At 66.0% G+C, this 25413-nt stretch carries 24 protein-coding genes and 1 tRNA gene; 1 reads left to right on the top strand and 24 read right to left on the bottom strand.

Annotation, left to right across the window (positions count from 1 at the left end; all coding sequences use genetic code 11):
- Positions 1–102 precede the first annotated feature (102 nt).
- From I6E04_RS05385 to tmk, 19 genes are all read right to left on the bottom strand, one after another.
- Positions 103–837, bottom strand: a complete 735-nt coding sequence (locus I6E04_RS05385; protein WP_235422158.1) for a GntR family transcriptional regulator — start codon at positions 835–837, stop codon at positions 103–105.
- Between the two features lie 195 nt (positions 838–1032).
- A complete protein-coding gene (locus I6E04_RS05380; RefSeq protein ID WP_235422156.1) occupies positions 1033–2106 on the bottom strand; it encodes a PTS system mannose/fructose/sorbose family transporter subunit IID in 1074 nt (357 codons plus the stop codon).
- Complete coding sequence (locus I6E04_RS05375; RefSeq protein WP_235422155.1) at positions 2096–2893, bottom strand: PTS mannose/fructose/sorbose/N-acetylgalactosamine transporter subunit IIC; 798 nt, start codon at positions 2891–2893, stop codon at positions 2096–2098. Before I6E04_RS05375 ends, I6E04_RS05380 begins: the two co-directional genes overlap by 11 nt.
- 88 nt (positions 2894–2981) lie before the next feature.
- The gene (agaV, locus tag I6E04_RS05370) at positions 2982–3464 is read right to left on the bottom strand and encodes a PTS N-acetylgalactosamine transporter subunit IIB (protein WP_235422154.1); all 483 of its coding nucleotides are present in this window, start codon (positions 3462–3464) and stop codon (positions 2982–2984) included.
- Between the two features lie 107 nt (positions 3465–3571).
- Positions 3572–3859, bottom strand: a complete 288-nt coding sequence (gene yajC / locus I6E04_RS05365) for a preprotein translocase subunit YajC (RefSeq protein WP_235422153.1) — start codon at positions 3857–3859, stop codon at positions 3572–3574.
- Complete coding sequence (locus I6E04_RS05360; protein WP_235422151.1) at positions 3859–4296, bottom strand: PTS sugar transporter subunit IIA; 438 nt, start codon at positions 4294–4296, stop codon at positions 3859–3861. The genes yajC and I6E04_RS05360 overlap by 1 nt, the downstream gene beginning before the upstream one ends.
- Positions 4297–4923: 627 nt before the next feature.
- Positions 4924–4999: transfer RNA gene (locus tag I6E04_RS05355), tRNA-Thr, on the bottom strand.
- A 111-nt stretch (positions 5000–5110) separates the two neighbouring features.
- Positions 5111–6343: a purine-nucleoside phosphorylase gene (locus I6E04_RS05350; protein WP_235422150.1), complete on the bottom strand. Its 1233-nt coding sequence runs from the start codon at positions 6341–6343 to the stop codon at positions 5111–5113.
- 9 nt (positions 6344–6352) lie between these two features.
- Positions 6353–7432: a SurA N-terminal domain-containing protein gene (locus I6E04_RS05345; protein WP_235422149.1), complete on the bottom strand. Its 1080-nt coding sequence runs from the start codon at positions 7430–7432 to the stop codon at positions 6353–6355.
- 48 nt (positions 7433–7480) lie between these two features.
- Entirely contained in the window at positions 7481–8176 is a 696-nt protein-coding gene (locus I6E04_RS05340; RefSeq protein WP_235422148.1) for a hypothetical protein, read from the bottom strand.
- A gap of 6 nt (positions 8177–8182) precedes the next feature.
- Entirely contained in the window at positions 8183–8614 is a 432-nt protein-coding gene (locus tag I6E04_RS05335) for a hypothetical protein (protein WP_235422146.1), read from the bottom strand.
- 3 nt (positions 8615–8617) lie between these two features.
- Complete coding sequence (locus I6E04_RS05330) at positions 8618–9709, bottom strand: NAD(P)-binding domain-containing protein (RefSeq protein ID WP_235422145.1); 1092 nt, start codon at positions 9707–9709, stop codon at positions 8618–8620.
- A gap of 98 nt (positions 9710–9807) precedes the next feature.
- On the bottom strand, positions 9808–10761 hold the full coding sequence (locus tag I6E04_RS05325) for a DegV family protein (RefSeq protein ID WP_235422143.1): 954 nt from the start codon (positions 10759–10761) through the stop codon (positions 9808–9810).
- A 118-nt stretch (positions 10762–10879) separates the two neighbouring features.
- Entirely contained in the window at positions 10880–11464 is a 585-nt protein-coding gene (hpf, locus tag I6E04_RS05320) for a ribosome hibernation-promoting factor, HPF/YfiA family (protein ID WP_235422142.1), read from the bottom strand.
- A 189-nt stretch (positions 11465–11653) separates the two neighbouring features.
- Positions 11654–12613 carry a substrate-binding periplasmic protein gene (locus tag I6E04_RS05315; protein ID WP_235422140.1) on the bottom strand — a complete coding sequence of 320 codons (960 nt, stop codon included), beginning with the start codon at positions 12611–12613 and terminating at the stop codon, positions 11654–11656.
- A 646-nt stretch (positions 12614–13259) separates the two neighbouring features.
- Entirely contained in the window at positions 13260–14084 is an 825-nt protein-coding gene (locus tag I6E04_RS05310; RefSeq protein WP_235422139.1) for a ComF family protein, read from the bottom strand.
- A 79-nt stretch (positions 14085–14163) separates the two neighbouring features.
- Positions 14164–15774 carry a PSP1 domain-containing protein gene (gene ricT / locus I6E04_RS05305; protein ID WP_235422137.1) on the bottom strand — a complete coding sequence of 537 codons (1611 nt, stop codon included), beginning with the start codon at positions 15772–15774 and terminating at the stop codon, positions 14164–14166.
- Positions 15765–16904 (bottom strand): DNA polymerase III subunit, encoded by a 1140-nt coding sequence (locus tag I6E04_RS05300; protein ID WP_235422226.1) that lies wholly within the window; start codon positions 16902–16904, stop codon positions 15765–15767. The genes ricT and I6E04_RS05300 overlap by 10 nt, the downstream gene beginning before the upstream one ends.
- Before the next feature lie 5 nt (positions 16905–16909).
- Positions 16910–17584 carry a dTMP kinase gene (tmk, locus tag I6E04_RS05295; RefSeq protein ID WP_235422136.1) on the bottom strand — a complete coding sequence of 225 codons (675 nt, stop codon included), beginning with the start codon at positions 17582–17584 and terminating at the stop codon, positions 16910–16912.
- Between the two features lie 197 nt (positions 17585–17781).
- On the opposite strand from tmk, the gene I6E04_RS05290 reads away from it, so the two are divergent.
- Positions 17782–19947: a zinc-ribbon domain-containing protein gene (locus tag I6E04_RS05290; RefSeq protein ID WP_235422135.1), complete on the top strand. Its 2166-nt coding sequence runs from the start codon at positions 17782–17784 to the stop codon at positions 19945–19947.
- A 122-nt stretch (positions 19948–20069) separates the two neighbouring features.
- Here I6E04_RS05290 and I6E04_RS05285 read toward each other — a convergent pair whose 3' ends face one another.
- The 5 genes from I6E04_RS05285 to I6E04_RS05265 all read right to left on the bottom strand — a co-directional run bounded on the left by I6E04_RS05285 (position 20070) and on the right by I6E04_RS05265 (position 25349).
- On the bottom strand, positions 20070–22649 hold the full coding sequence (locus I6E04_RS05285) for a DNA topoisomerase I (RefSeq protein WP_235422134.1): 2580 nt from the start codon (positions 22647–22649) through the stop codon (positions 20070–20072).
- Positions 22650–22837: 188 nt separating this feature from the next.
- Positions 22838–23512 (bottom strand): hydrogenase nickel incorporation protein HypB, encoded by a 675-nt coding sequence (hypB, locus tag I6E04_RS05280; RefSeq protein WP_235422133.1) that lies wholly within the window; start codon positions 23510–23512, stop codon positions 22838–22840.
- 90 nt (positions 23513–23602) lie between these two features.
- Positions 23603–23956 carry a hydrogenase maturation nickel metallochaperone HypA/HybF gene (locus tag I6E04_RS05275; RefSeq protein WP_235422132.1) on the bottom strand — a complete coding sequence of 118 codons (354 nt, stop codon included), beginning with the start codon at positions 23954–23956 and terminating at the stop codon, positions 23603–23605.
- A gap of 5 nt (positions 23957–23961) precedes the next feature.
- A complete protein-coding gene (gene tatC, locus I6E04_RS05270) occupies positions 23962–24753 on the bottom strand; it encodes a twin-arginine translocase subunit TatC (RefSeq protein WP_235422130.1) in 792 nt (263 codons plus the stop codon).
- Positions 24753–25349, bottom strand: a complete 597-nt coding sequence (locus I6E04_RS05265; RefSeq protein WP_235422128.1) for a Sec-independent protein translocase subunit TatA/TatB — start codon at positions 25347–25349, stop codon at positions 24753–24755. Before I6E04_RS05265 ends, tatC begins: the two co-directional genes overlap by 1 nt.
- Positions 25350–25413: the final 64 nt, after the last annotated feature.

Below are 25413 nucleotides of genomic sequence, written 5' to 3'. Positions count from 1 at the left end.
CTGCCAATCCCTATGGGATATGACGTTGAGAACAGGTTTCCCCTCTGCGTGCGATCATCACGCGACGAATCGACAGTCACGAAATCTGCTCTGAACGGCACATCACCCCTCGGTGCGATAGTGGAAGATCTTGTACTTGAACTGGTCGGCGCGGGCGACCGACAGGGTGTACTCGATGATCTCGTTGCCGGTATCGTACGTCGTGCGGACGAGGTCGAGCACGGGCGCCCCCTCGCCGATATCGAGCAGGTGGGCGTCGGCCGGACGCGCGATGCTCGCGAAGAACTCCTCCTCCGCCACGCGGATCTTCTCGTGGAAGTCATGCTCGATCACGTGGTAGAGCGAGGCGCGCTCGAGCATCGGCCGCTTGAGCGACATGAACTTGCGCACCGGCAGGTACGTGCGCTCGACCATCATCGGCATACCGTCGGCGCTGCGCAGGCGCTTGAGCTTGAACAGCTTGTCGCCGATGCGGACGCGCAGGTTCTCGGCAAGATTCTTGTCAGCTTCGATCTCGCAGAACTCCAGTATCGTCGTCTTGGGTTCGCGACCCATCTCGCGCATTTGGTCGGTGAAGCTGTACGTCTGGGAGAGGTTGGTCGTCTGGACGGAGCGGTCGGCGACGAACGTGCCGCGTCCGTGCTGGCGGACCACGAGCCCCAAGCGCTCCAGCTCCTGCAGGGCCAAGCGGACCGTCGTGCGGGACAGGCCGTAGTGACGGGACAGATCGCGCTCGGAGGGGATGAGGTCGCCGGGGCGGTACTCATGCTCGATCTTCTCGGCGAGGATATCGACGAGCTGATCGTAGAGCGGCTGCTTGCGAGCTCCGATTGCCATAGCGGTCGCCCTCCTTATCCGATCGTGTCATATGGCCTGCATATCTGCGATGGTGCCGTGCGCCGGCACCGAAGCGAGCCGTGGTGAGAAAAACGGCCGCGTCCCTCAACGCGTGCGGGGCGCGGCCGTTCACATCAGACACGGCTGATTGGAGGGACGCGCGACCGCGCGGTGCGCGTCCCTAAAGAACCGTTCCTAGCCCCAGAGGTTGATCATGGGGAGAGCGCCCACGATACCGATGAAGAGCAGCAGGATGATGCCCTTGATCGGGGTGAAGTTCTTCTTGGCGAACAGGAAGTACAGCAGAAGAACGAGCGCGAGCGGAACGAGCTTGGGCAGCACGGAGTCGAGCGTGGAGGCCACGGAGTAGGAAACCGGGGTCTCGGTGACCTCAGCGTAGGTCACGGAGCTCATGCCGTTGCCCAGGTCGGTGATGCCGGTGGTGACGGCGTTGCCATCAGCGTCGGCAGCAGCCAGGCCATTGCCCTCCATGTCGGAGATGGCGAGGGTACCGGCCTCGGCGGTGTCGGTGTCGACGGCGAGGTCGGCGAAGTTCTCGGCATCCTCGTTGGAGACGACGACCGTGTGGGCCACGAGGCCACGGGTGGTGCCGTTGGGGATCGTCAGGTTGATCTGAGTGGCACCCATGGTGACGGTCAGGCAGCCGACGACGAAGACGCCCAGGATGGAAGCGGCGCGGGTGAAGGCCTGCATGTTGGCGGTCAGCGCGTCGATGGCGCCGGTGCCGACACGGTAGGACCAGTTCATCAGGCCGAAGCGGCACGCGAACTGCGCGATGTTGAAGATCACCAGGAAGATGATCGGGGCCGCGATGTTACCGGCGATGGCCATGTTGGAGGTGATGCCGGCCGTGATGGGCACGAGCGTCAGCCAGAACAGGGCGTCGCCGATGCCGCCCAGCGGCGAAGCCGCGGAGATGCGGACGGCGCGGATGGTCTGGGTATCGACCTTGTTCTGCTCGAGGGACAGAACGATACCCATAACGAAGGTCACGAGGAACGGGTGCGTGTTGATGAAGTCCAGGTTGTGGTACATCGACGCAGCGAGGTCCTTCTTGTTGGTGTGGACCTTCTCGAGACCGGGGATCATGGCGAAGAGCCAGCCGCCGGACTGCATGGTCTCGTAGTTGAACGAAGACTGGAGCCAGCAAGAGCGCAGGGCCATACGGTTCAGGGTCTTCTGGTCGACCTGCGGAGCAGGGGTCAGATCCTCATAGCGCTCGGGGACAACGAACTCATTAGATGCCATCGGTGAAGTCACCTCCGTCAGCAACAGCACCCTTCAGCTCGGTCTGCTGCTGGAAGTCCCAGAAAGCGATGCCGAAGCCGATGAGGGTGAGGATGAGCAGCGCGGGGCCGGCGATGGCCTCGATGTTGCTCGCGATCAGGGCAAGGCCGAAGCCCATGAAGAAGAAGCCCCACATATCGCGATTCATCATGATCTTGAGCAGGATGGCGAAGCCGACGAACTTCATCATGTTGCCCGCCTGGGACAGACCGGTGTTGAGCCATGCGGGGATGGCGTCGACGATCTGCTGGCCGACGGCGAGGCCGCCGATGAAGAACAGGGTCACGATCACGGCGAAGATCACGCCGAGAATGCACTCGGAGATGATCGTCCACTTGGTGATGGCCTTGGTGTCAGCGTTCTCGGCAGCGCCGCGGAAGAACTCGAGCAGCGGAGCACGGAGCGTGAAGAACAGGGTCACGCCGTACTGGCCGAGGAGCGCGAACGGGATCGCGGTGGCGACGGCCATGTCGGGATCCATGTCCAGCGTGCAAGCGAACACAGCAGCCATAATGCCGCCGATGACCGCGTTGGGGGGCTGGGCACCTCCGATCGGCATGTTACCGATGGTCATGAGCTGGTAGGTACCGCCGACGATGAGGCCGGTGTTGATATCGCCCAGGATAGCGCCGATGACGGCACCGGTGACGATAGGCTGGTACAGCGACTCAAGGAAGTCGAACTGGTCGATAGCCGCGACGAAGGTGACCAAGAAGACCAACACGATCTGAACAGCATTTACGTCCATCTATGCTCCTCCTTTCAAAGATGTTCTGAAAACGAACCGTCACGTACGCGCGCACGGGCACATGCAACCGTGCGCAGAGGATGAGCCCTTACGCGAAGAGCTTGTTGACATCCTCAACCGGCGTGCTCGGAACACGCCTGATCTCCAGTTCCACCCCCAAATCCTGAAGCTCCTTGAAAGCGGCGACGTCGGCGTCGTCAACGGCGACCGTCGTTGCAACCTGCCGCTTTCCTTCCGACATGTGCATGTTGCCGATGTTGACCTTCTTTATAGGCACCCCGCCCTTGACGAGCTTGAGCACGTCATGCGGGTTCTCGGCCACGATGAAGATCTTCTGCTTGGGCGACGCCTTCGAGATGATGTCGATGGTGTGCTGCAGCGAGAAGAAACGGGTGGCGACGCCGGCCGGGGCCGCCATCTTCATGAGGTTCTGACGCATGGTGTTGGTGGACACCTCGTCGTTGGCGACGAGGATGAGGTTGGCGCCCAGCGTGGAGTTCCACTGCGTGGCGACCTGGCCATGGATCAGACGGTTGTCGATGCGGGTAAGGAGAATGTTGGGCTCAGCCATGGTTGGTACGCATCCTTTCCTATGCCTTACGGGCCTGTACGTACAATGTCCTATCGCGAAGTCCTCGGTCTATCCGACCAGGACCCGTGGGAACCGAACGGTAAACGCTACTTCGAGATCTGCTGGATGGCGTAGCGGGACACATCCAACACGGCACCGGAGCGGACCTTGACCTCGATACGGTCGCCGTCGATGCTCTTGACCGTTCCGAAGATGCCGCCCGCGAACATGATCTCCTGGCCGGGGGCGAGCTCGGTGTGGAGCTCCTTGAAGTAGTTGCGCTTCTTGCGCACGCCCACCTGCGTCCAGATGATGTAGACGACACCCATGATGGCGAAAAGTATCAGCAGCGCCACCGAGGATGCCAGCACGTTCTGCCAGAAATCGGCACCCATTAGATGCCGTCCTCATCGAAGTCGTCGGCCTCGGCGGCGACGGGCTCGAGCTTCTTGTGGACGATGCCGGCCTGGCCCACCGCGACCGCCTGGTCGGCGAGCTCGTCGAGCGTGGAACCGGCGCCGCGGGTGAGCAGCAACTCGATGAGCATGGGGAGGTTGGTGCCGGTGACGACCTCGACGTTGTCGATGTCCTGGGAGATCATCATGGCCTGGTTGAACGGGGTGCCGCCGAGCAGGTCGACGAAGACGAGCACGCCCTCGCACTCGCCGCGCATGGCGGTGATGGCGGCGCGGAGGTCGTCGCCGTAGGAAGCAGCCTGGGCGCCGTCGAAGGGCACGATCTTGAACGCAGGCTGATCGCCCGCGACCATGTCGACCGCGCTGGCGAGACCATTCGAGAACTCCGCATGTCCCGTAAGGATGAATCCGATCATCTAAGCCACCTCTCCTGCGCATCCCTGCGCCCCGGACCACCAAACTGGTAGTAACCATGTAACGTGTGCCCCTATCATAGCAGGCTCGCTAGTGTTCTTCATGTGTTTTCGCCTCAGCGGCTGTTTTGTGCCGTTCGCAGGCCGTTCCCTACCGTTCATCGTGAGATGGCGAATTTTCCTGCGATTTTGTTGACAACTTGACAAAGAGATGTCCGATTTTGACAAATCGGACAGTCGATATAGGAAATACCAGTGGTATGTTCATCCATCCATACTTCCTCCACCATTGTGGAGAAATCGCCACTGGTATGAAATCGGTCCCATGGTCGCGCCCCAAGCGGAGCCACGTCCGACCTGAGCTCGCATGGTCGCGGTTCGAATCCGCCCGTCTCTCACGTAAACGAAAAGGACCCCTTTGCAGGAGCCCTTTTGGATTCGATGGAGCCAACGAGCGGATGTCCCCATGCCTTCGGCATGGGGCGGCTGCGGGCGCTCACGCGCCCTTGCCCGCTGCGCTGGCAAACGCTCGACGCGTTCGCCGAGCTCCGCGCCGCCATCGCGGTTCGAATCCGCCCGTCTCCCCCGTAAACGAAAAGGGCCCCTTTGCAGGAGCCCTTTTGGATTCGATGGAGCCAACGAGCGGATTCGAACCGCTGACCCACGCATTACGAGTGCGTTGCTCTACCAGCTGAGCCACGTTGGCGTACCTATCCGCAGCGCACATGGGTGTCGCTGCGGTTATTTATAGTACGGGCAAACGCCGGGAAGTGCAAGCGGATTTTTGTATCTTCACGAGCACGCTGCCCGCCCTCCCCTAGCGGCCTCCCAGCGTGTGCAGCACGCCCAAGATCACCTTGCCCGCATCGTGCGCGGCGGCATCCGCGCAGCACAGCACCTCCTCGTGGGCGTTGCCGGCAAGCCCGGCCTTGTTGGTCACGATCGTGAGGCCGAGTGCCTGCATACCGAGGGCATGGGCCATGATCGCCTCGCACACCGTCGACATGCCGACGAAATCGGCGCCGAGCACGCCGAGTGCACGTACCTCGGCGACCGTCTCGTACGTCGGCCCGAGCAGGCCCGCATACACTCCGCGCGCGAGCGCCACGTCGGCGTCGTCGGCCGCAGCTTGCGCGCACGCGGACAGATATGCGGAATAGGCGCCCGCCATGGCGACGAACGGTTGGTCGATCTCTGCCGCGGCGACGCACTCGGCGCTCGCCAGCGGGTTCACACCCGTCAGGTTCATCTGGTCGTCGATGATGCCGACGGTCCCCGGCTCGATATCGCCCACCGCACCCGAGGCGCAGGTCAATATGATGTCATGACACCCCAGACGATGCGCATGGCGCACGAGCGAGGTCACCTGCAGCGCCGAATAGCCCTGGTACAGGTGAACGCGGCCCGGGTACACCACGACCGGCACGTCGTCGATCGTCCCCACGATCACCTCGAAGCGATGGCCCTCGACCGGGATCGCCTCATGCGGGAACCCGTCGATATCCTCGTAGGGGATGCGCCGAACCACGCGGACGCGATCGGCGAGCACACCCAGTCCGCTGCCCAGCACGATGGCCACCGGATGCTCGAAACTCGGCTCACAGAACCCGACCAGCTGCTCATCCACCACGATGCATCCTCCTCGTCTCAAAGCTGCCGCCGCCACGCCGTCGCCCGCGATGAGCCGACCGGAAAATCTCCCGTCGTATATCGCACCGACGCCACATGCCGGACTTCGTGATTTCAGGATAGCAAGCGTGGCGCGCGTGCGCCGCGCGATATCGACCGAGCGGGCGGCTCCGTCCGTATACGCGCGCGTCACATCGTCGCTCGCGCGTGTCACGACCCGGTCGCCCGAGCGCTCCGCCGCGGGACGGGGACAGGGCAGGCCGCCGAGCATCTCGGGGCAGATCTTCGCCACCGCATCGACACCACCGTGCTCGCGAAGGCGGCGTGCCAAGCGCGAACAGGCCGCATACGGCTTGGAGCCCCCGTCGTAGCGACAAGGGGCCCCAAGCAGGCACGAACTTATGACGGCGCGAAGCGGCATCGACGGCGTTTACGCGTACAGGCCGTACAGATCGATGGTCGCGTTCGCGAACAGGGTGTTCTGAAAATCGGTCCACGCGGAGCTGTACTCGCTGCTGTCATCGGTATACGCCTGGTAGGCGGCGTAGTACGCCAGCAGCGCCTCCTCGTAGCTCGCGGAATCGGCGGAGAAGTCCGTATCGGCGAGCGCCTGGGCGTACACGCTGTCCTCGGACGCCCAATCGCCCTTCTCGGCATCCCAATCGTCGCCGGCGAGCGCGATGATGTAGTCGGCGTAATCCTTGGAGCGGGCGGACGTGTCACCGTCCTCGGGCTCGGTGGGAACCTCGGGCTCGACCAGCTCGTTTTCGGGCATGACCTGCTCGTAGAGCTTCTGGATCGTGGCGTTTTGGCGCACGACGGCACGGGCCTGGTCCTCGGTCAGCTGGTACTGCTCGGCCATCGCGGCGTAATCGGACGTGCCGATCGAGGCCTCGGCGTACTCGGCCATCTCGTCATCGGTCACCTCGATGCCGCGTGCCTCGGCCTCGCCGAGCACGATCTGGGTGCGGACGTAGTTCAAGATCCCGTCGGCGGACGGCGTGGGATAGGTGCCGTCCTCCTGTTTGTAGGCGTCGAGGCTGTACTGGGACTCCATGACCTCGCGCGCGGTGATGTCGTGCGATGCGCCGTCGTAGGTGTAGTGCGCAACGACGGTGTCGAGCTGGTCCTCGGTCAGCGTGGCGGACCCGGTGCCGCCGCTGCCGGCGAATCCGCCGGAGCCCACGAAGTAGCCGGCGATACCCGCGACGATCACGGCGATGACCGCGATCGCGATGACCACGGCACCCGGCCCGCGACGACCGGCGCCGTCGTCATCACGATCGCCGTGAACGACGGCATCTTCGTCATCGGAAACGGGCGCACCGTCGTTGACCTCGTCAGCCGACTCATCGGCATCCTTGCCGTCAGCGGCGATATCCTCAGCGCTCTTGCCGCCGACCAGGTCGTAGTCGGTCGTGGGGAGATCGTCGGGCGTATCCCCGCTCTCGATGACCTCGATCCCCTCGATCACCTCGCGCTCCTCGTCCTTTTTCTGGATCAGTCCCATGTAGATCAACTCCTTGATGTCCGGAAATCCGCAACGGAAGCGTGCTCGCTACTCCTCGTCGTCCAAGTCGTCGTTTTTCGCGACGACGCGGGCGCGCTTCTGCGGATGGTCGAGTTTGAAACGCTTGACGAGCATGTTGTAGATCTCGGCGGAACGGGCCTTGAGATAGCTGCCCTTGCCGTTCTCGGCGTCGAACTGCAAGCGTCCGGCGAGCTCGCCGGCAACCCCTCCCTCGATCTTGCCGTTCGCGAACTCGAGCAGGTAGCCGAGCATGTCGCGATACTCGAGGTCGCCGTGGTAGCACTGGATCGCCTCGTCAAGAATCGGCCAGACCTTCTTGGAGCGGCCGCGCTCGGTCGCGCCCCAGCAGCACAGCAAGCGGAACGCCGACAGGCGCAGCGTGGACGAGAGCTCGTCGAACAGGGCGGTCTCGGCGCCCTCGAACGCCGCGCCGATCTCCTTGGCGTAATCGGGCACGAGGATCGTCAACGCGTCGAGCACCTCCCAGCGGGTCTGGGCCTCGGGGCGGTACAGCGCGTCGATGAGATCGGAGGTGTAAGGCGCGAGCAGTTCCGGCTCGCGCTGCGCGACGAGATGCACCACGCGGGCGGCGAGCTGGCGCTTGCGACGGCTGTTGCCTGAAAGGTCCTCCACCAGCGCGGCGAGGGCGGCGCGGTCGTGCTCGATCGTCGCGAGCTGTGCGGCCTCCTCGCTGGAGATCTCCTCGATTGCCTGATCTGCCATGTTGTATTACCTCGCATTCCTCGCGTTATCGTCACCGTGTGCGGCATCGTCGGCCACCGAGATCACGTCGGGCGCGGACGCACCGGTACGCTTGCGGCGACGGCGGGCGGCACCCGAACCGCTCTCGGCGGCATCGCGGTGCGCCTTGTTGATGTTATAGAACCGGTCGAGCGCGCGCCACGGACCGCTCGACTCGCCGAACCCCATCTTGAGACCCGCGATGCAACCCGCCAGCAGCCCGATGATCGCGCCGTAGAGCAGGGGCAGACCCGCCAGGATGCAGCTCAAAAGCACCGTCACGACGATCGCTCCGGCGTTGAGCTTCCAGTAGTCCGCCGTGGTGCAGGCCCGCTCGCCCAGATGGCTGCCGATGGAGAACCCCACGTACAGGCCGAACAGCAACAACAGCAGGGCGCAGATGAAGAAGGCGGCTCCCATCGACTACTCCGCGTGCCCGTGGTGTCCGCAGCCGCACTCGTGATCATGGTCATGCTCGTGACCATGGCCGCCGCAGCATTCGTGATCGCCGTGCTCGTGGTCGTGGCCGCAGCCGCACTCGTGGTCGTGGCCGTGATCGTGACCGCAGCCGCACTCCTCGTCGTGCTCGTGCGCGGAGGTGTACAGCGACCAGTCGAGCCCGGCGGCGACCGCCTCGGCCTCCTCCTGGTACAGCAGCGTGATGGCCTGGGTACCCAGGTTACCGCCGCCGATGGCCTCGAGCATGTCGTAGAGCGTGAAGGCGGTGTCGGCGCCGGGCAGGGCGATCTCCTTGTCCTCGGCGACCTGCAGCGCCAGGCCGATGTCCTTGAGGAAGTGCTTGACCATGAAGCCGGGCTTCCAGTCGCCGTCGAGCGACTTGGGCGCGAGCTGCTCCATGGCGCCCGAGGCGCCGGTGCCGCCGAGGATCATCTCGCGGGTGAGCGCGAGGTCCAGGTCGGACTGCTGGGCAAACGACAGCGCGTCGGCCATGCCCACCATGGAGGCGGCAAGCGCCACCTGGTTGGCGAGCTTGGCGGCCTGACCCTTGCCCGCGCCGCCGAAGCAGAAGATCTTGGACGAGAAGGACTCGAGGATCGGACGGACCGGGGCGATGTCGGCCTCGGTGGCGCCCACGATCAGCGTGAGCGTGCCGTTGACGGCACCGGCCTCGCCGCCGGTGACCGGGCAGTCGAACGCATGCTTGTCCATGGTCTCGGCCGCCTCGGAGATATCGCGGGCAAGCTCGGGCGAGCTCGTGGTGAGGTCGATGAGGTAGGCGCCGGACTTGGCCGTGGACAGCAGGCCGTCGCCGGACAGGTAGATCTCCTCGACGTCCGTCGGGAACCCGACCATGGTGAACACCACGTCGGCGTCGGCAGCCGCCTCCTGGGGGCTCGCCGCCCAATGCGCGCCGCGCGCGACGAGGGCGTCGGTCTTGGACTTGGTGCGGTTGTAGACCGTCACATCGCAGCCGGCGTCCATGATGTGGCCCGCGATGGGCGCGCCCATGATACCGGTGCCGATGAATGCGACTTTCTGCTTGCTATCCGCCATAACCTCTACTCCTTTTGGTCGTTGGAAACAAATGGCGATCGATCATGCGGCGCTTTCCCGCCCGACGCAGCGAGGGGCGGGGAAGCGCGAGCGATAAGCTACCCGCGCACTCGCTTCGCGATGCGGTCGGTCAGCGAGATCTTGTCGGCGCGGTTGCGGCCCCAGAAGATGACCGCCACCATGCCGGGACCCACGTGGGCGCCGATCGTGGGGCCCACCGAGCCGCGGATGATGGTCGCGTTGGCGCACCCCTCCTCGCGGCGCAGGGCGGCCTCCACCCAATCGGCGTCCTTCTCGGCGTCGGCCGACACGACCGTGATGGGCAGTGCCGGATCGGGCACGTAGTTCTCCTTGAAGGATTTGATGAGCGACTTGAGCGCCTTCTTGCGGCCGCGGTTCACACCGATCAGCGACAGCGAACCGGACAGGTCGAACGACAGCTCGGGCTTGATGTCGAGTTTGGAGGAGAGCTGGGCCGCCGCAGGCGGGATGCGCCCGCCCGCCGCCAGCGAATCCAGGCTGTCGAGGGTGAAATAGCCGTGGACGTAGGTCTTGGCCTCGTCGGCCCACGCCGCGAGCTGCTGGGCGTTGAGCCCCGCGGCGCGCTGCCGCACCGCCTCGAGCGCCAACAGCTCGCCGCACGCGCACGGCAGGGCGTTGTCGACCACGTACAGCTCGAAATCGGGATACTGGGCGCGCACCTGCTCGGCAGCCGTGACCGCCGAGTCGTAGCTGCTCGAGAGCGCGGAGGTGAAGCACAGGTACACCGTCGGCGTGCCCTCCTCGGCGCACTGCGTGAAGTACTCGAGGTAGCGACCGATCGAGATCGCCGAAGTCGACGCCTTCACGCCCGCGCGGATCTGATCGTAGAACTCCTGCGGGGTGATGGACGTCCAGATGTCGTCGGTGTGCTCGACCCCGTCCAAGATATACGGGAAGCCCAGGATGTCGACGTCGAGCGACGCGGCGATCTCGGGGGTCAGGTCGGCGCAGGTGTCGACGACGATCCTGCAGCGCTGCGCATGGCCGGAGCCCGATGTGGTGCTGTTCAATGTACGCCCTTTCGCGAAACGGTCGTTCTCGTATCGTGCGAGCATCGCGTCCACAACAAAGAGGCGGCCATCCCGCATGGGACGGCCGCCGCTGTGACCTCATGCTCGGGTATGTATTCTACCCGTCAAGTTCCTCGATCTTGGGCTTGATGATGCCGTATCCACCATTCTTACGGTGATACACCACATTGATGAGGCCGGTGGTCGCGTTCTCGAAGACGTAGAAGTCGTGACCGAGCAGGTCGGTCTGCACGAGCGCCTGCTCCTCGGTCATCGGCGTGATCTCGATGACCTTCTCGCGTACGAGCTGATCGTCCTCCTCCTCGGGGATGAGCAGGTCGGCGAGATCCTCGACGGGCTCGAACGGCGTGACCTCCGCTGCGGACGGTCCCTGCTGACGGTTGTCGACGACCTTGGTCTTGAACTTACGCAGCTGACGCGTCACCTTATCGGACGAAGCGTCGATGGCGGAGTACATATCGGCGCCGTGCTCGGCGACGCGGATGACCGAACCGCGGGCGCGGACGGTGACCTCGACGATCGCGGGATTGGGGTTGGAGGGGTTCTTCTCGTAACGCAATACGACGTCGACGGTCATGGGTTCTATGTCGAACACCTTGCAGGCATCGCCGACCTTCTCTTCCACGCGCGCACGCAGAGCATCGGTAACTGTGGTCTTACGCCCAGAAACCTTGATATCCATACGTGGCTCCTTTTCTATCCGGGAACAGGACGTATCTGTTTTGTACCCACAAATGTTGAGAGGTTTACGGCAATTCGAACCCGTCCGTTGACGAAACGGACACCACCGGATACCGAAGAGTGCCGCTCTCACCCGACCGTTTCGGGTAAGGGCGGCACTCGGAACGCCACGGCTGTTCGGGCGCGATGACTAGCCGTCGAACTCGTTGATATCGGAGAGGTCCATACCCTGCTCGGCGGCATCGTCCGCCGCCGAGGTCGCGCTCTCGGGTTCGTCGGCCTCCTTCTCGGTCAGCTCGACGCCGGGCAGCAGGGCATCGGACAGCGACAGGGGCAGCGAGCCGTACCACGAGGCGTGGATCGCGCCGAGCGAACCGTCGGCCGACAGGCTGTCGAACGCCGAGGACACCTGCTCTGTGAGCACACTGTTGCCCGCGCTCACCGCGATGCCCGACACCGTCGTCGTATCGAGCGTGCCCGCGAAGGCGATATCGCCGTAGATGCTCGCGAGATACGCGCCCGCGGTCGCGTCGCACGCCACGCAGTCGGCCTGACCGGAGGCGACCGCCTCGAAGCACTCGTTCACGTTGGAGCACGGAAGCTGCTCGGCGGCGACACCGGCCTTGTTGAGCGCGTCTTGCGCGGCGGATGCCGTCTGCACGGCGACCGTCTTGCCGGAAAGGGCCGCCACCGATGCGGTCTGCGCATCGGCATCGAGCATGAACAGGGAGGGCGCATCCTCCAAGCAGCTGCCGAACACCGTCAGCTCATCGTCGGCGTCGGCGGCCTTCGCGCCGATGAAGACATCCGCGGCGCCCTCGCCCACCGACGAGCCGGCCGAAGCGGCGTCGACGAAGGCGACGTGCAGTCCCAGCTCGGACGCGAGCGCGCGGGCGACGTCGGCGTAGTAGCCGGTCATCGCACCCTCGGCGTCGACCATGCACTGCGGGGCATCGGTCGTGTCGAGGGCGACGGTCAGCACGCCCTCCTGGACGAGCGCGCTCGCATCGACCGTGGCGCTCGTCGCGGGCTGCTCGACCTCGTCCCGCGATGGCGTCATCAGCGAGCATCCGCATGCCAACAGCGCGACGAGCAGCGCCGCCGCGGCCGCGACGAACCTCGCCGGATGCGCGTTCCCGCCCTGAATCATATCGACCGTCTCCAATCCCCCCGACACGACGCGTATACACGATCGCGCCGGCATACGCCGGCGTCCCATGCGATCTTACGTTCCCTCCAGCTGACCTGGTCTTTGACCCCACACCTGCGCACCGGGGTGTTTGCTCGGACGGCCGCAACCGTCCTCACGACTAACCCGCTCGCCCGCGGGGCGCGTGTCGCCCCTCAAGTAGAACGGACGGTGCGGCTTACCTCTAGGACGCGCCATGATCGCGGCCGCGCGCACGCGACTCGCTTACGTGGATCCCTTTGGCCGCGTCTGCCTTGGACTGAGAGGGCCTCCGTCGCGGACGCGCTATCGCGTCCTGCGGCCCTCCGCAACCACAGCCTGGCGGGAACGACGGCATTATAGCAGCTCGCAGTCGAACGTGTTCGACGATCGGCAGGGTGTCGGTTCCATCACCACACGCAATGCGGAATATGGGCGGCGACCGGCCCGAAATGGGGGTCCTTGCCGACACGGGACGCGCGCAGCTCGGCACGGATCGGTCAGCGTCCCCTCAAGGCGAAGGTCATCGGCTCGAATCCGGCACGCGGCAGCCCGTGGGAAAATAGGGACAGTCCCCTTTTTCCCAGTCCCCATTTTCCCACGATTCCGCATGGCGGACGCAACCCGGTCAGCGTCCCCATACGCGGGCGAGCACGAGGGCATCCACGTGGCACGCCCCCGCCTGCCGCAACGCCTCGGCGGCGGCGTCGAGCGTGGCACCCGTCGTGCGGACGTCGTCCACGAGCAGCAGGTGCATGTCGCGCACCCGCTCCACCACCTCGAAGGCGCCACGTATGCCCGCCCGCCGCTCCTCACGATCGAGCGCGCGCTGGTCGGCGCCGCCGAGCTTGGCCAACGCGTCGAGCATGGGCGCGCCGCTTCGCCGGGAGAGCTCGACGGCGATCTGCTCCATGTGGTCGTAGCCGCGCCGCGCGTACGCGTCGGCCGTCGCGGGCACGAAGACCAGCGCATCCGCGCCGCTCATCACGCCGCCGTAGCGTGCCGGCGACACGCGTTCGGCATGGGCCGCCGTGTCGGCGAGCATCTCGGCCAGCAAAGGTGCGAGCCTGAGCTCGCCGGCATCCTTGTAGACGCGGATGATGCGGTCCAAGGGATCCTCATAGGTCGCCATGGCGAGGCATCGGGCGATGGGTGACGCATCCGCACCCGCGCCATCCCGGTCGCATTCGGTGCACACGATCTCCCCGAACGGGGCTCCGCACCGCACGCAGGCGCGACGTGGGTCGATGAGCGGCAGACGCGCAAGGCAGCGCTCGCAGATGAGCGCCCCCGGCCGCTCGCATCCCGCGCAGCGCGTCGGGGACAGCGCCTCGAGCGCAGCGACATGCAGGCGCCTTGCCGCACGACGATACCACGACGCCTCGACACCACCGACGTCGTGGGCGGCCGAAGAAGCACCCGATTCGCATCCGACAGGATTCCGACACGACATGAACGGCCCTCCTCCGAACGTGTCTCGGAGGAGGGCCTGGGTTGCGATCAGTATAACGCGGGGGCGAGCCGCGCGGACGTTACGCCTCGGACGAGGGTGCGGCGCCGGGATTCTCGCCACCGGAGCGCGGCTTGCGCGAACGACGGCGACGGCGGCGCTTCTTCTCCGAGCCCTCGGTCGTATCGGCGCGGGCGGCATCCGCGGGAGCGGCGGCGTTGCCGTTCGCGCGTGCGGCGCCCCCACCATCACCCGGACGACGGCGGGCGACACGGACCTCGCCGGTCGCGACCTGCTCGGCCACGGAGGGCACGTCGGGCTTGACCGACTTGCCGCGCGGAGCATCGGAGGCCTGCTTATGACGACGACGCTGGCGTCCCTGACCGGCTGCCTGCTCGTCGGAGGGCTGCTGGCGGCGCTTGCCCTCGGAAGCCTGCGGGCGCTCCTGCTCGCGGCCGGCGGCGGCGCGGAACGCCTCGTCGCGCTCCTCGGGACTCAGGTGACGGCGGCGGCGGCGCGACGGCTGACCCTGCGAGGCGGCGGCTGCATCTGCCGGCGTGGCTTCCTCGGCGCGACGGCGACGGCGGCGCGACGACGGCGCCTCGGAAGCGGCCTCCTCGCCGGACCGGCCCTTGCCGCGCGTGCGACCGGACGCCTTGCCGCCCTGCTCGCCTGCCGCGGACTCGCCGCGCTGCTTCTTGCGACGGGGCGTGGGACCGGAGGTCACGATGCGGTCGGCGCGATCGAGCCCGTCGCCCACGTCGACGCCCATCTCGCGGTCGAGCTCCATGAGCGCCATGCGCATCTCGGGCGATTCGATCCGATCGAGCACCTCGCGCGTCACCGTATCGGGCCGACAGGTGCAGTTCTGCTCCTGGGAGCGCTTGATGCACTCGTCCGAGCACGTCATATCCGACAGGCTCACGCGGAACACCTTGCCGCTCTCAAGGCGCAACACGAGCTGCTCCTTGGGCGTGTCGTACTCCTGGATGCGCGCGCGGCCGAGCGGCGTGTCGATGAGCGTCTTCTTTTTGGGAGCACGGCTCTTGAAGTCCTTGTAGGCCTCGAACTCGTAGCGCAAACAGCACATGAGGCGTCCGCACACGCCCGAGATCTTGGACGAGTTGAGCGGCAGGTCCTGCTCTTTGGCCATGCGGATGGACACCGGCTCGAACTGCCCGCCGAATCGGGTGCAGCACAGCTCCTGACCGCAGTGGGCGTACCCGCCCACCAGGCGGGTCTCGTCGCGCACGCCGATCTGGCGCATGTCGACACGCGTGCGGAACCTGCTCGACAGGTCCTTGACGAGCTGGCGGAAGTCGACGCGGTCCTCGGCGGCGAAGTAGAACACGGCCTTCTCGCCACCGAACAGGAACTCGACGCCCACCGGCTTCATGTCGAGCCCGTTTTTGGCAACGAGCTCACGGAAGTCGGCCATGGCGGCCTCGCCCTTGCGCGCGAGCTCGTCGGCGCGGTCCAGATCGGCGTCCGACGCGATGCCGAGGACGGGCTTGAGCGGGGCGGAAAGATCGGACTCGGCCACCTCGTGCGGATCGGCCGTCACCAGGCCGAGCTCGGTGCCGCGCTCGGTGGAGCAGATCGCGTAGTCCCCTTTGACGATATCGAGCCCCTGCGGGTCGAACCACAGGTCGCGCGAGGCGAAGGGGAACTTCACGGAAACGACTACAGGCATGTAAGCGCCTTTCTGATATCGAAGAGCATGACCTCGATGGTCAGCTGGGGGGTAATGTTGCGGGCGATGCGCCGCTCGGCGTGCGCCACGGCGTCGAGCGCGGCGACGGCACCGGATACCGTGCACGTCCGGCTCAACCGCTCGACGATATCGGACGCGTCGGCGTTCACGGTCTCGTCGGGGGCGCCCTGCACGACCATCAGCACGTCGCGCAGCAGGGTGCGTGCGCTCGCCAGCGCTTCCATGATACCCGAACGCTCCCGCGCGGACAGTTCGCGCTTGTTTCTCTCCTCAAGCTGCTTCAATGCTCCACGGGAGAGGTAGTCGGCGTTCTGGTCGAGAATCGCCTGCTGCGTGGATTTGACGTCCGCCAACGGCGCCTTGATGGTGCCCATGAGGTCGCGGACGGCGAGCAGGATATCCGCCTCATCCGCACGTGGAAGCGAGTCGATGAGGCGCAGCATCGCGCGGCGTGCCTCCTGGCGCTCGGCGCTCTTGAGGAACTCGACCGCACGCACCGGGCTTCCCGCCACCGCGACCGCCATACGGCAGCGCGGCTCGTCGAGCCCGGTCGCTCGGACGACCGCGGCCGCCGATTCGCGCGCCGACAGCATGCGGAACGGAACGCACTGGCAACGTGAGACGATCGTCGGCAGCATGACGTCGGTCGAGGTTCCCAGCAGCACGAACGTCACGTTCGCCGGCGGCTCCTCGAGCGTCTTGAGCAGGGCGTTCGCGGTGTTTGCGCGCAGCTGCTCGGCACGGTCGACGATATAGACCTTATGGCGCGCGCGGATGGGCGCGAGCGCCACGTCGTCGAGCAGGTCGCGCACCTGCGCGATCAGATAGCCCGTCGCGCTCTCGGGCGCGAAGTAGTGGACGTCGGGATGCGTGTGGCGCGCCACGCGGATGCACCCGTCGCATGCGCCGCAGCCGTGCTCGCCGTCGCGCTCGCACAGCAATGCCTGGGCGAGCGCCCAGGCGGCGTCGAGCTTGCCCGACCCGGGCGCGCCCACGAACAGGTAGGCATGGCTCGCGCGATCGGACGTCACGGCGCGCATGAGGAAGTCGCGCACACGGGGTTGCGTATCGAGTTTTGCGAGCAGGCCTTGCGGGGCGGCGGCGGTCATCTCGATCACTCCGTCGGCGCCATGAGCGCGGCGAGCGCCGAGCGCGCGTCGTCGGCGCTGACGGCGAGACCCGCACTCGCGAGCTCCGCCAACGCGCAGGCGAACACGGCGTCGACGGTCTGGCTCGCGTCGATGAGCCGCACGCGGCCGGGCTGCTCGCGCGCGATGGCACGGAAGCCCTCCGCCACGCGGCGCTGGTAGTCGAGACCTTTGGCCTCCATGCGATCGGGCGCCCCCGCGCGCGTATCGGCACGCTCGGCGGCGAGCTCGGGGTCGATGTCGAAGACGAGGGTCAGCGCGGGCACGCAGTCGCTCACGGCGAGCGCGTTGGCCGTCTCGGCCGCCTCGCGGCTCGACGTCCCGGCGAATCCCTGATAGGCGGTCGTGGAATCGAAGAACCGGTCGCACACGACCACGCGCCCCGCGTTGAGCGCCGGACGGATCACCTCGTGGACGAGCTGGGCGCGTGCCGCTTCGTAGAGTAGAAGCTCGCATGCGTCGCACATGGCGTCGTTCTCGGGGTCGAGCAGCAGCGCGCGGATCTTCTCCGAGATGGCCACGCCGCCCGGCTCGCGCAGGCTCAGCACATCGTGGCCGGCATGCGCGAGCGCCGCCGCGATCAGGCGCGCCTGTGTCGACTTGCCGCAGCCATCGATTCCCTCGAGCGTGATGAACGGCATGGACCTCTCCCCTTTCCTCTCAGTTGAGCACCTCGTCATGATACCCCACGTTCGCGCCTCGACGCCGCCGCGGACGCTTGCGGCCGATCTCCAACACAAGCCCGACCGCGCACGGCGGTGGTCGTATCATGGATGAAGACGGGTACGCACCCTCCCTGAGGCGATGCGTAGGACGCCATCGGATGGAAAGGCACCACATGTTTTGCACGAACTGCGGAAACGAGCTGAAGGAAGGCGCGCGCTTCTGCCCGCGTTGCGGAACGCCCATCGCCTCGACGCCCTCAGACGTCCCAAGTGCCGCGCAGGCGCCCACCACGCCGGTGGACACCGCGGCTCAGGCAGCCGTTGACACCAGCGCCCCTGCCACCACCGCGCCGGCGCCCGCCGCTGCCGACGCCGCCCCTTCGGCCGAGGCGTGCCCCGCCGGCGCCGATGCGTGCCCCGCCGTCGACACCGCCGCGGCGCAGCCCAAAAGCCGTCGCGGCCTGGTCGTCGGCATCGTCGTGGGCATCGTCGCCATCATCGTCGCCGCGGTGATCGGCGCATCGTTCTTCCTCAAACAGCCGACCACCGTGGTATACGGCCAGGACGACCCCGTGTCCGTCTCGTTGATCACGCGCATCCGCCCGCAGGGCGTCGACGGCACGCCGCTTACCACCTATACCGTTACCCTCGTCGAGCCCGATGCCACCGGCGACGAGACGGATCTCTCGTCTGCCGCCACCACGCCCTACAAGATCCGCGTCGACGGCGAAGGCGGCTTCCGCATGGCCGACTTCGGCGACGTGCCCGACAACGGCTATACGCTCGTCATCGTCGACGAGAGCGATGACGGCGACGACATCCCGCGCGAGCTTCCCGTCGACTACGGCGAGGACAACCCCGACGCCGCCGACGAAATCGTCGTCGCACCGCCCGCCGACGATGCCCCCGACGAGCAGCCTTCGAGCACCAACGATCAGCAGCCCCCGAGCGCCTACGAGCTGTACTGGGATACGTGCCGTGAATACCTCGACGCCTATGGCGATCCGAGCTGGATCCGCGCGGAGGACGGGTCGTATATGATGACCGGCCTGTGCGTCGCGCATCTCATCGATTTCGACGGCGACGGCACCGAGGAGCTCGCGCTCGTCTACAACACGCTCGACGACTTCGTGCCCAATACCGTCAACGGCTATCTCGATCAGCAGATAGACGGGTTTACCGTCGAAATCTGGGCGTACCGCGACGGCCAGGTCGAGCTCGTCTACGACGAGGCGGACAGCCTGGAGATCGCCAACGGCGGCACCGCCTGGTTCACCGTATACGGCAAGGATGGCGAAGTTCCTGCTATGCGCACCGACGTCTTCAACGACTCGACCATCGAGTGGGCGTCGGATATGGACACCGAGACCACCACGTACTACGAGTACGACGGCTCTACCTTCGACCCTGTGCTCACGCTCGACTACCTCATAGCCGAAGGGGGCGTGCAGACCTACATCGACGGAAAGCCGTCGTCGCCCGATGACGCAACCGCCGCCGAGGCGTACAGCACGCGCATCGTCCAGCAGGTGCTCTACTCGCTTTCCATGGGTGCCGACTCGCTCGACGGAGACTTCGATGCGACGAGCGCCGCCACGCAGGCGACACTCGACTCCCTTGAGCGGGCCGCCTCGGGAGAGGACGTCGAGACCGCTGCCGAGCCGTCCTATTCGATCGAATCCCATGAGGAGACGGCGCCGCTTACCAGCTCGCAGGGAGTGGATGCCGGGTTCACCACGGACGTCATCTGGCGCTATTCCGAGATCGTCGTCAGCGGCGGCGAAGCCCCGGCGGGCGTCGCCAAGATCAACGACAGCCTTCGTGCGATGGTCGCCGACGCGCGCGCTTCGGCAGAGGCTTGGACGATCGAGTCCGGCGACATACAGGACCAGGGGTACACCGCCGACATCGTGTCGATCGCAGACGGTATCGTGTCCGTGCGCACGGACACCTACGGATTCGCCGGCGGCGCGCACGGCACGGAGTTCATCGAGGGCATCTTCTATGATCTGGAAACCGGCGAGGAGCTCTCGGCCTCTGAGGCCCTGGGCATCGACGATGCCCAGCTTCGGGACCTTGCCGCCGACGGCATCCGGACGTTTTTCTCCCACACGCCGAGCGACCTGCTCACCACGGACGCAGATATCGAGGATGCCATCGCATCCATCACGCAAAACGCCGAGAGCTGGCGCTACTACCGCTGCGAGGGCGGCATCGCGTTCGTGGCGATCGAAGGCGAGCTCGGCTCAACCGCATTCGGCAGCCACGAGATCATCATCCAGGGCGAGGGCGGCGTATCCGTGGGCAGCGAGACCGATTTCGGAACGTCGCTCGCCTGATCGAAGGCGCTTCGGACAGGGGCGGACCGCCCGCCGCGGCGCGCGTCCTTGCAGGAAATCGTCCTCTCGTGACCACGGCGGGCATCGCAAACGCGACAGGCCGCCCAAAAGGCGGCCTGATATCACTTGGACGTCGACTTTTTCGCCGTCGTTTTCTTCGTCGTCTTCTTGGCGGCCGTTTTCTTAGCCGCAGACTTCTTTGCCGCCGCCCCCTTGCGCGCGCTCCCGCGGCCGCGAGACGCCTTCTTCTCCTTGCCGGGGCAGTCCATGTTCACGCAGATGCGCCACGGACCGCGCGCGGTTTGGACCACGACGATGGGCGCGCCGCAGTGCTCGCAGACCTCGCCGGTGGCCTCGAGCTTGCCGCGGCCGGGCAGCGGGTAGGACACGCCGCATTCCTCGTAGTTGCTGCAGCGGATGAAGCGCTTGCCGCTCTTTTCCGACTTATGCGCGATCAGGTCGCCGTGACGTCCCGCCTCGGCGCACACCGAGCACTCCCCCACCTTGAGGTCGGGCTCGTAGTTGGTGGGGCACTTGGGGTTGACGCACACCTCGTAGGCCTTCTGCCTGAACGGCTGGCACTTGATGCGCGGCGCACCGCATTCGGGGCACACGGCCGCCTCGCCCTCGAGCGGGCTCACGCGCACGCCGGAGGGCACCGGATAGGTCACGTCGCAGTCCGGCCATCCCATGCAGCCGATGAAGCTGCCGCGGGTCTTGGCGCTCGTCTTCATGACGAGGTCCTTGCCGCACTTGGGGCAGGCGCCCACGCGCGCATCGGCGGTCACGGCGTCCGAGATCGCCTCGCCCAGGTCGTCCTTGTGCTCGATCAGCGCGTCGAGCATGCCGGCGAGCAGCGCGCGCGAATGGTAGACCACCTGGTCCTGGGTATCGGTACCCTCGGCCACGTGCGTCATGTCCTCTTCGAGCTCGCTCGTCATGTCCGGCGTGGTGATGCGCGGCGCGAACTCGTGCAGCGCGTCGATGATGGCCATGCCCAGCTGGCTCGGCTCGATGGGTCCGCTCGGCGTGCCCTTGAAGTACTTCACCGCGTAGAGGCGCTCGATGATGCTCGCGCGCGTGGACTTGGTGCCCAGGCCGCGCTTTTCCATCTCCTGGACGAGCTTGCCCTGGGAATAGCGCGCGGGCGGCTCGGTCTGCTTGGCCTCGAGCTGCATGTCGCGCACGTCGACGGTATCGCCGGTCTCGAGCGCCGGCAGCTGCTCGTCCTTCTTGAGGCCGAAGGGGTACACGGCGCGGAAGCCCGGCACCTTGAGTACGTCACCGGATGCCACGAACGGCTCGCCCGCGACGTCGATCTCGATCTTGGTACCCTCGATGACGGCGGGGTCGGACAGCGTCGCCAGGAAGCGGCGGGCGATGAGGTTGTAGAGCTTCCACTGGGCGGGCTCAAGCTTTGTCGGATCGGCCGCCGCCGTGGGGTAGATGGGCGGGTGATCGGTTGTCTCGGTCTTGCCGCGCGTGGCGGTGAGTTTCTCGCGGGACAGTAGCTCGCGGCAGGCGAGCGCGTACTGCGGGACGCTCGAGATCGCCTTCACGGTGGCGCGCAGGTCGAGCGAACGCGGGTAGACGGTGTTGTCCACGCGCGGATAGGAGATGAGGCCGTCCATGTAGAGGGACTCGGCGATGCGCATGGTGCGCGCGGGGCTGATGCCCTCGGCGGCGGCTGCTGCCTGCAGCGACGTGGTGTTGAACGGCGTGGGCGGACGCTGGGTGCGGCTCTTCTTCACGACGTCGGTGACCGTGCCGGTCGTCGCGTTCTCCACATGGGAGAACGCCGTGGCGGCGGCAGCCTGGTCGGTGAAGCGTCCCTGCGCATGGGAGATCTTGAAGGCGTCCTCGTCGCCGGCACCTGCGGGGCGCGCCTCGCCGGAGATGATCCAGTAGTCCTCCGGCACGAAGGCAAGGCGTTCGCGCTCGCGCTCCACCACGAGCGCCAAGGTCGGCGTCTGCACGCGGCCGGCGGAGCGGACGTTACCGAAGCCGCCGAACTTGGCCATGGTGAGGTAGCGCGTGAGCGCCGCACCCCAGATGAGGTCGATGTACTGGCGGGACTCGCCGGCGTCGGCCAGGTTCTGGTCGAGTTCGACGAGGTTGTTGAAGGCATGGTCGATCTCGGCCTTGGTGAAGGCGGAGTAGCGCGCGCGGGACACGGGCACATCGGGCGCCACGTCGCGCACCATGGCGAGCGCATCCGAGCCGATGAGCTCACCCTCGCGGTCGAAGTCGGTGCCGATCACGACGGAGTCCGCCTTCTTGGCGAGGTTCTTGAGTGCGCGGATGATCTCCTTCTCGGCGGGCAGCTTCTCGATGGGCGCCCACACGAGGTACGGCAGGCTCGGCACCTTCCAACCCTTGATGTCGATGCCGTCCTTGAGGAAGGGCTTGCGCTTGGACTCGTACGGCGGGCGGGCCAGGCCGTCGGGCACGTCGGCGGGGAGCATCTCGCCCTCCTGGCTCACGGCATACCAGCCGAGCTTCTTGTCGAACTTGAGCTCGGTGGGAAAGTCCGGGGCCAGGATGTGACCGCGCAGACCGATGGTGACCCACTCCTCGCCGTCCACGGTGAAGCGGTAGACGGGCGTGTTGTAGACCTTGTCGGCCTTCGGTTTTCCGACGCTGCACAGCAGGCGTGCGATCTGCTGGGCGGCGTCGTTCTTCTCGGTGATGACGAGCTTCAAAGCGGCTCCTTACTCATATATATGGTGCCGCGGCAGCATTGCCGCGAGCGTCAAGTCGTGTACCGCAACGTACCACAAGTGAGCCGCAAGCGCGAATTATCCTCAAAGCGAACCATGTCGAAACATGTCGAAACCCCTGGGGTTATTTGACACATGTAGAAAAACCCCAGGGGTTTTTCTACATGTGCTTACACGCCCATCTGCGCGGCGAGCCAGGTCACCCACTCGTCCATGCCGGTTCCGCGCGTCGCGCTGATGGAGAAGCGGGGTGCGGTGGGGTTCAGGTCGTCGAGCACGCGCGCGTAGCCCTCCATGTCGAAGTCGAAAGCCGACGCCACGTCGATCTTGTTGAGCAGCAGCGCGCCGGCGTGCTGGAAGATGCCCGGGTACTTGACGGGCTTGTCGTCGCCCTCGGGAACCGAGAGGATCATGACGGCGAGGTTCTCGCCCAAGTCGAAATCGACAGGGCACACGAGATTGCCCACGTTCTCGATGAAGATGACGTCGATCGCGTCGAGCCCCACATCGGCGTCGAGCGCGTCGATCGCCTGCGAGATCATGTTGCCCTCCAGGTGGCACAGACCGCCCGTGTTGATCTGGATGGCCGGCATGCCCGCCTGCTTCATCTTGACGGCGTCCACGTCGCTCGCGATGTCGCCCTCGATGACGGCGCAGCGCAGGCCGTAGCGCTCGCGCAGCAGCTCGTTGGTGGCGAGGATCGTCGAGCTCTTGCCCGAGCCGGGGCTCGACAGCACGTTGATCACATAGGTCCCCGTGCGCTCGAACCGCTCGCGCAGCTCGGCGGCCAGGCGCTCGTTGCGCGACAGGATCGAGCTGCCGATCTCAATCGTCTTTTCTACCATATGATCCTCCACTACACGACACGCTGCCGACAAGTTTGCACCTGGCACCATCTTGTCGCGACAAGATGGTGCCAGGTGCAAACTTGTCGCTCAGGTGCCGTCTTCGATCTCCATGGACACGATATCCATCTCGCGTCCCGCGACGAGCACCGTGTCGGCGCTCCCGCACGCGGGGCAGCGCATATGGAAGCGGTCGTGCTCGAACTCCTCGCCGCAATCGAGGCACACGCTGCTCGGATGCACGTAGGCGACTTCCATCGTCGCCTCCGTGCACAGCGGGTCGTCCTCGCGCAGCACCTCCCAGGCAAACGCCATCGTCTCGGGATTGACCTCGGCCATGTCGCCGATGCGCAGCGAAACGGAAACGACGCGCGAAGCCCCCGCCTCGCGCGCCGTCTTGCCTACCGTCTCTAGTATGCCGGAAACCAGGCCCAGCTCATGCATGATCGCTAGTCATCGTCCTCGTCGTCGGACAAAAACGACAGGCGGCTCTCCGTCAGACCCTTCTTGCCCTCGCGCGCCACGATCACGACGCGCGTGATGGCGAGCGCGATCTCGTAGAGCGACAGCATCGCCGCGTACATGAAGATGAGCGTGACCGGGCTCGCATCCGGCGTGATGGAGGCGGACACCACGAGCATGATCACGTAGATGTAGCGCCAGGCGGCACGGAAGCTCGCGTAGGGCACGATGTGGAACACGGCCAGGTAGAACACGATGAGCGGCAGCTCGAAGGCCACGCCGAAGCCGATCATGAGCAGCAGCTCGATGTTGATGTAGTCCTCGAGATTCGGGGCGATCTGGCCGATCGTCAGCGACTCGCCGATGAGCCACTCGAAGCCCGCCGGGATGATCACGAAATAGCTGAAGATCGCGCCGAGGAAGAACAGGCCGACGGCGGCGAGCACCGTGGGCACGACCCACTTGCGCTCGTTGGGCTTGAGCGCGGGAAGGAAGAACGCCAGGATCTGCCAGACGATCATGGGAGTGCACATGACGATCGCCACCTTGATGGCGATGTTGAAACGCAGCGCGAAGCCGCCGAGCGAGGTGAAGATGTAGAAGTCCGTACCCTCGGGAAGCTTCGGCAGGATGGGGTCCTTCAGGATGTCGACGAGCACCGGGGTGGCGAAGTACATGACCACCGTCGCGATGAGCACCGAAGCGATGATGATGGTCAGGCGACGGCGCAGCTCGCCGATATGATCCATGAGCGGCATGCGTGCGGGTCCGATAGGCATTACTGCTCACCGCCTTCCTCGGCGGCGTCCGTCGCAGCCGGCTCGTCGGCATCCGCGGCGCGACGGCGGCGCGGGCGGCGGGCGTAGAGGTCCTCGGTGGTGAGCTCCGCGGGCTCCTCGTCCTGAGACGCAGCGTCCTCGGTGGCGGCGGGTTCCACGACCGCGGCAGCCTCCGGTGCGGGCTCGGCCGCAGCGGCGGCGGAGGGCTCCTGTGCGCCCTCGCCTGCGCTCTCGGCCTCGGCGGCCTCCTTCTGCGCCTTCTCGGCCGCCAGGCGCGCACGGCGCTCGGCGAAGGTCTCCTTGCGGCGCGGCGCGGGCGCGGCCTCGCCCTCCGCGACGTCGGCATCCTCGTCGTCGATATCCGCCGACGCGTCGTCATCCTGCGCGGCGGCGCCCTTCTTGGGCGCGTTGGCCGCAGCGGCCATGGGGTCGACGACCTCGGTCTGGACGACGTTGGTCAGCTTCTCCTGCGTCTCGCGGAACTGGCGCAGGGCGCGGCCGATCGTGCGGCCCATCTGGGGAAGCTTGTCGGGGCCGAAGAGCAAAAAGGCGAACACCAGGATGATCACCAGCTCCGTTCCGCCGATACTTGGCACGGGGCACCTCCACAAACCATCGGATGCGGCCGATACGAAGCCGGCCGCCGGTTTTATCCATACA

Source organism: Collinsella tanakaei, from assembly GCF_021531055.1.
Taxonomy (GTDB): Bacteria; Actinomycetota; Coriobacteriia; order Coriobacteriales; family Coriobacteriaceae; genus Collinsella; species Collinsella tanakaei_B.
The sequence above is the reverse complement of the archived record's forward strand: the minus strand, read 5'-3'. Positions and strand labels throughout refer to the sequence as shown.

Bases quoted from the DNA above. Each gene is read 5' to 3' on its own strand.
- I6E04_RS05385 (WP_235422158.1), bottom strand. From the start codon at position 837: ATGGCAATCGGAGCTCGCAAGCAGCCGCTCTACGATCAGCTCGTCGAT.
- I6E04_RS05380 (WP_235422156.1), bottom strand. From the start codon at position 2,106: ATGGCATCTAATGAGTTCGTTGTCCCCGAGCGCTATGAGGATCTGACC.
- I6E04_RS05375 (WP_235422155.1), bottom strand. From the start codon at position 2,893: ATGGACGTAAATGCTGTTCAGATCGTGTTGGTCTTCTTGGTCACCTTC.
- agaV (WP_235422154.1), bottom strand. From the start codon at position 3,464: ATGGCTGAGCCCAACATTCTCCTTACCCGCATCGACAACCGTCTGATC.
- yajC (WP_235422153.1), bottom strand. From the start codon at position 3,859: ATGGGTGCCGATTTCTGGCAGAACGTGCTGGCATCCTCGGTGGCGCTG.
- I6E04_RS05360 (WP_235422151.1), bottom strand. From the start codon at position 4,296: ATGATCGGATTCATCCTTACGGGACATGCGGAGTTCTCGAATGGTCTC.
- I6E04_RS05350 (WP_235422150.1), bottom strand. From the start codon at position 6,343: ATGCCGCTTCGCGCCGTCATAAGTTCGTGCCTGCTTGGGGCCCCTTGT.
- I6E04_RS05345 (WP_235422149.1), bottom strand. From the start codon at position 7,432: ATGGGACTGATCCAGAAAAAGGACGAGGAGCGCGAGGTGATCGAGGGG.
- I6E04_RS05340 (WP_235422148.1), bottom strand. From the start codon at position 8,176: ATGGCAGATCAGGCAATCGAGGAGATCTCCAGCGAGGAGGCCGCACAG.
- I6E04_RS05335 (WP_235422146.1), bottom strand. From the start codon at position 8,614: ATGGGAGCCGCCTTCTTCATCTGCGCCCTGCTGTTGTTGCTGTTCGGC.
- I6E04_RS05330 (WP_235422145.1), bottom strand. From the start codon at position 9,709: ATGGCGGATAGCAAGCAGAAAGTCGCATTCATCGGCACCGGTATCATG.
- hpf (WP_235422142.1), bottom strand. From the start codon at position 11,464: ATGGATATCAAGGTTTCTGGGCGTAAGACCACAGTTACCGATGCTCTG.
- I6E04_RS05315 (WP_235422140.1), bottom strand. From the start codon at position 12,613: ATGATTCAGGGCGGGAACGCGCATCCGGCGAGGTTCGTCGCGGCCGCG.
- I6E04_RS05310 (WP_235422139.1), bottom strand. From the start codon at position 14,084: ATGTCGTGTCGGAATCCTGTCGGATGCGAATCGGGTGCTTCTTCGGCC.
- ricT (WP_235422137.1), bottom strand. From the start codon at position 15,774: ATGCCTGTAGTCGTTTCCGTGAAGTTCCCCTTCGCCTCGCGCGACCTG.
- I6E04_RS05300 (WP_235422226.1), bottom strand. From the start codon at position 16,904: ATGACCGCCGCCGCCCCGCAAGGCCTGCTCGCAAAACTCGATACGCAA.
- tmk (WP_235422136.1), bottom strand. From the start codon at position 17,584: ATGCCGTTCATCACGCTCGAGGGAATCGATGGCTGCGGCAAGTCGACA.
- I6E04_RS05290 (WP_235422135.1), top strand. From the start codon at position 17,782: ATGTTTTGCACGAACTGCGGAAACGAGCTGAAGGAAGGCGCGCGCTTC.
- hypB (WP_235422133.1), bottom strand. From the start codon at position 23,512: ATGGTAGAAAAGACGATTGAGATCGGCAGCTCGATCCTGTCGCGCAAC.
- I6E04_RS05275 (WP_235422132.1), bottom strand. From the start codon at position 23,956: ATGCATGAGCTGGGCCTGGTTTCCGGCATACTAGAGACGGTAGGCAAG.
- tatC (WP_235422130.1), bottom strand. From the start codon at position 24,753: ATGCCTATCGGACCCGCACGCATGCCGCTCATGGATCATATCGGCGAG.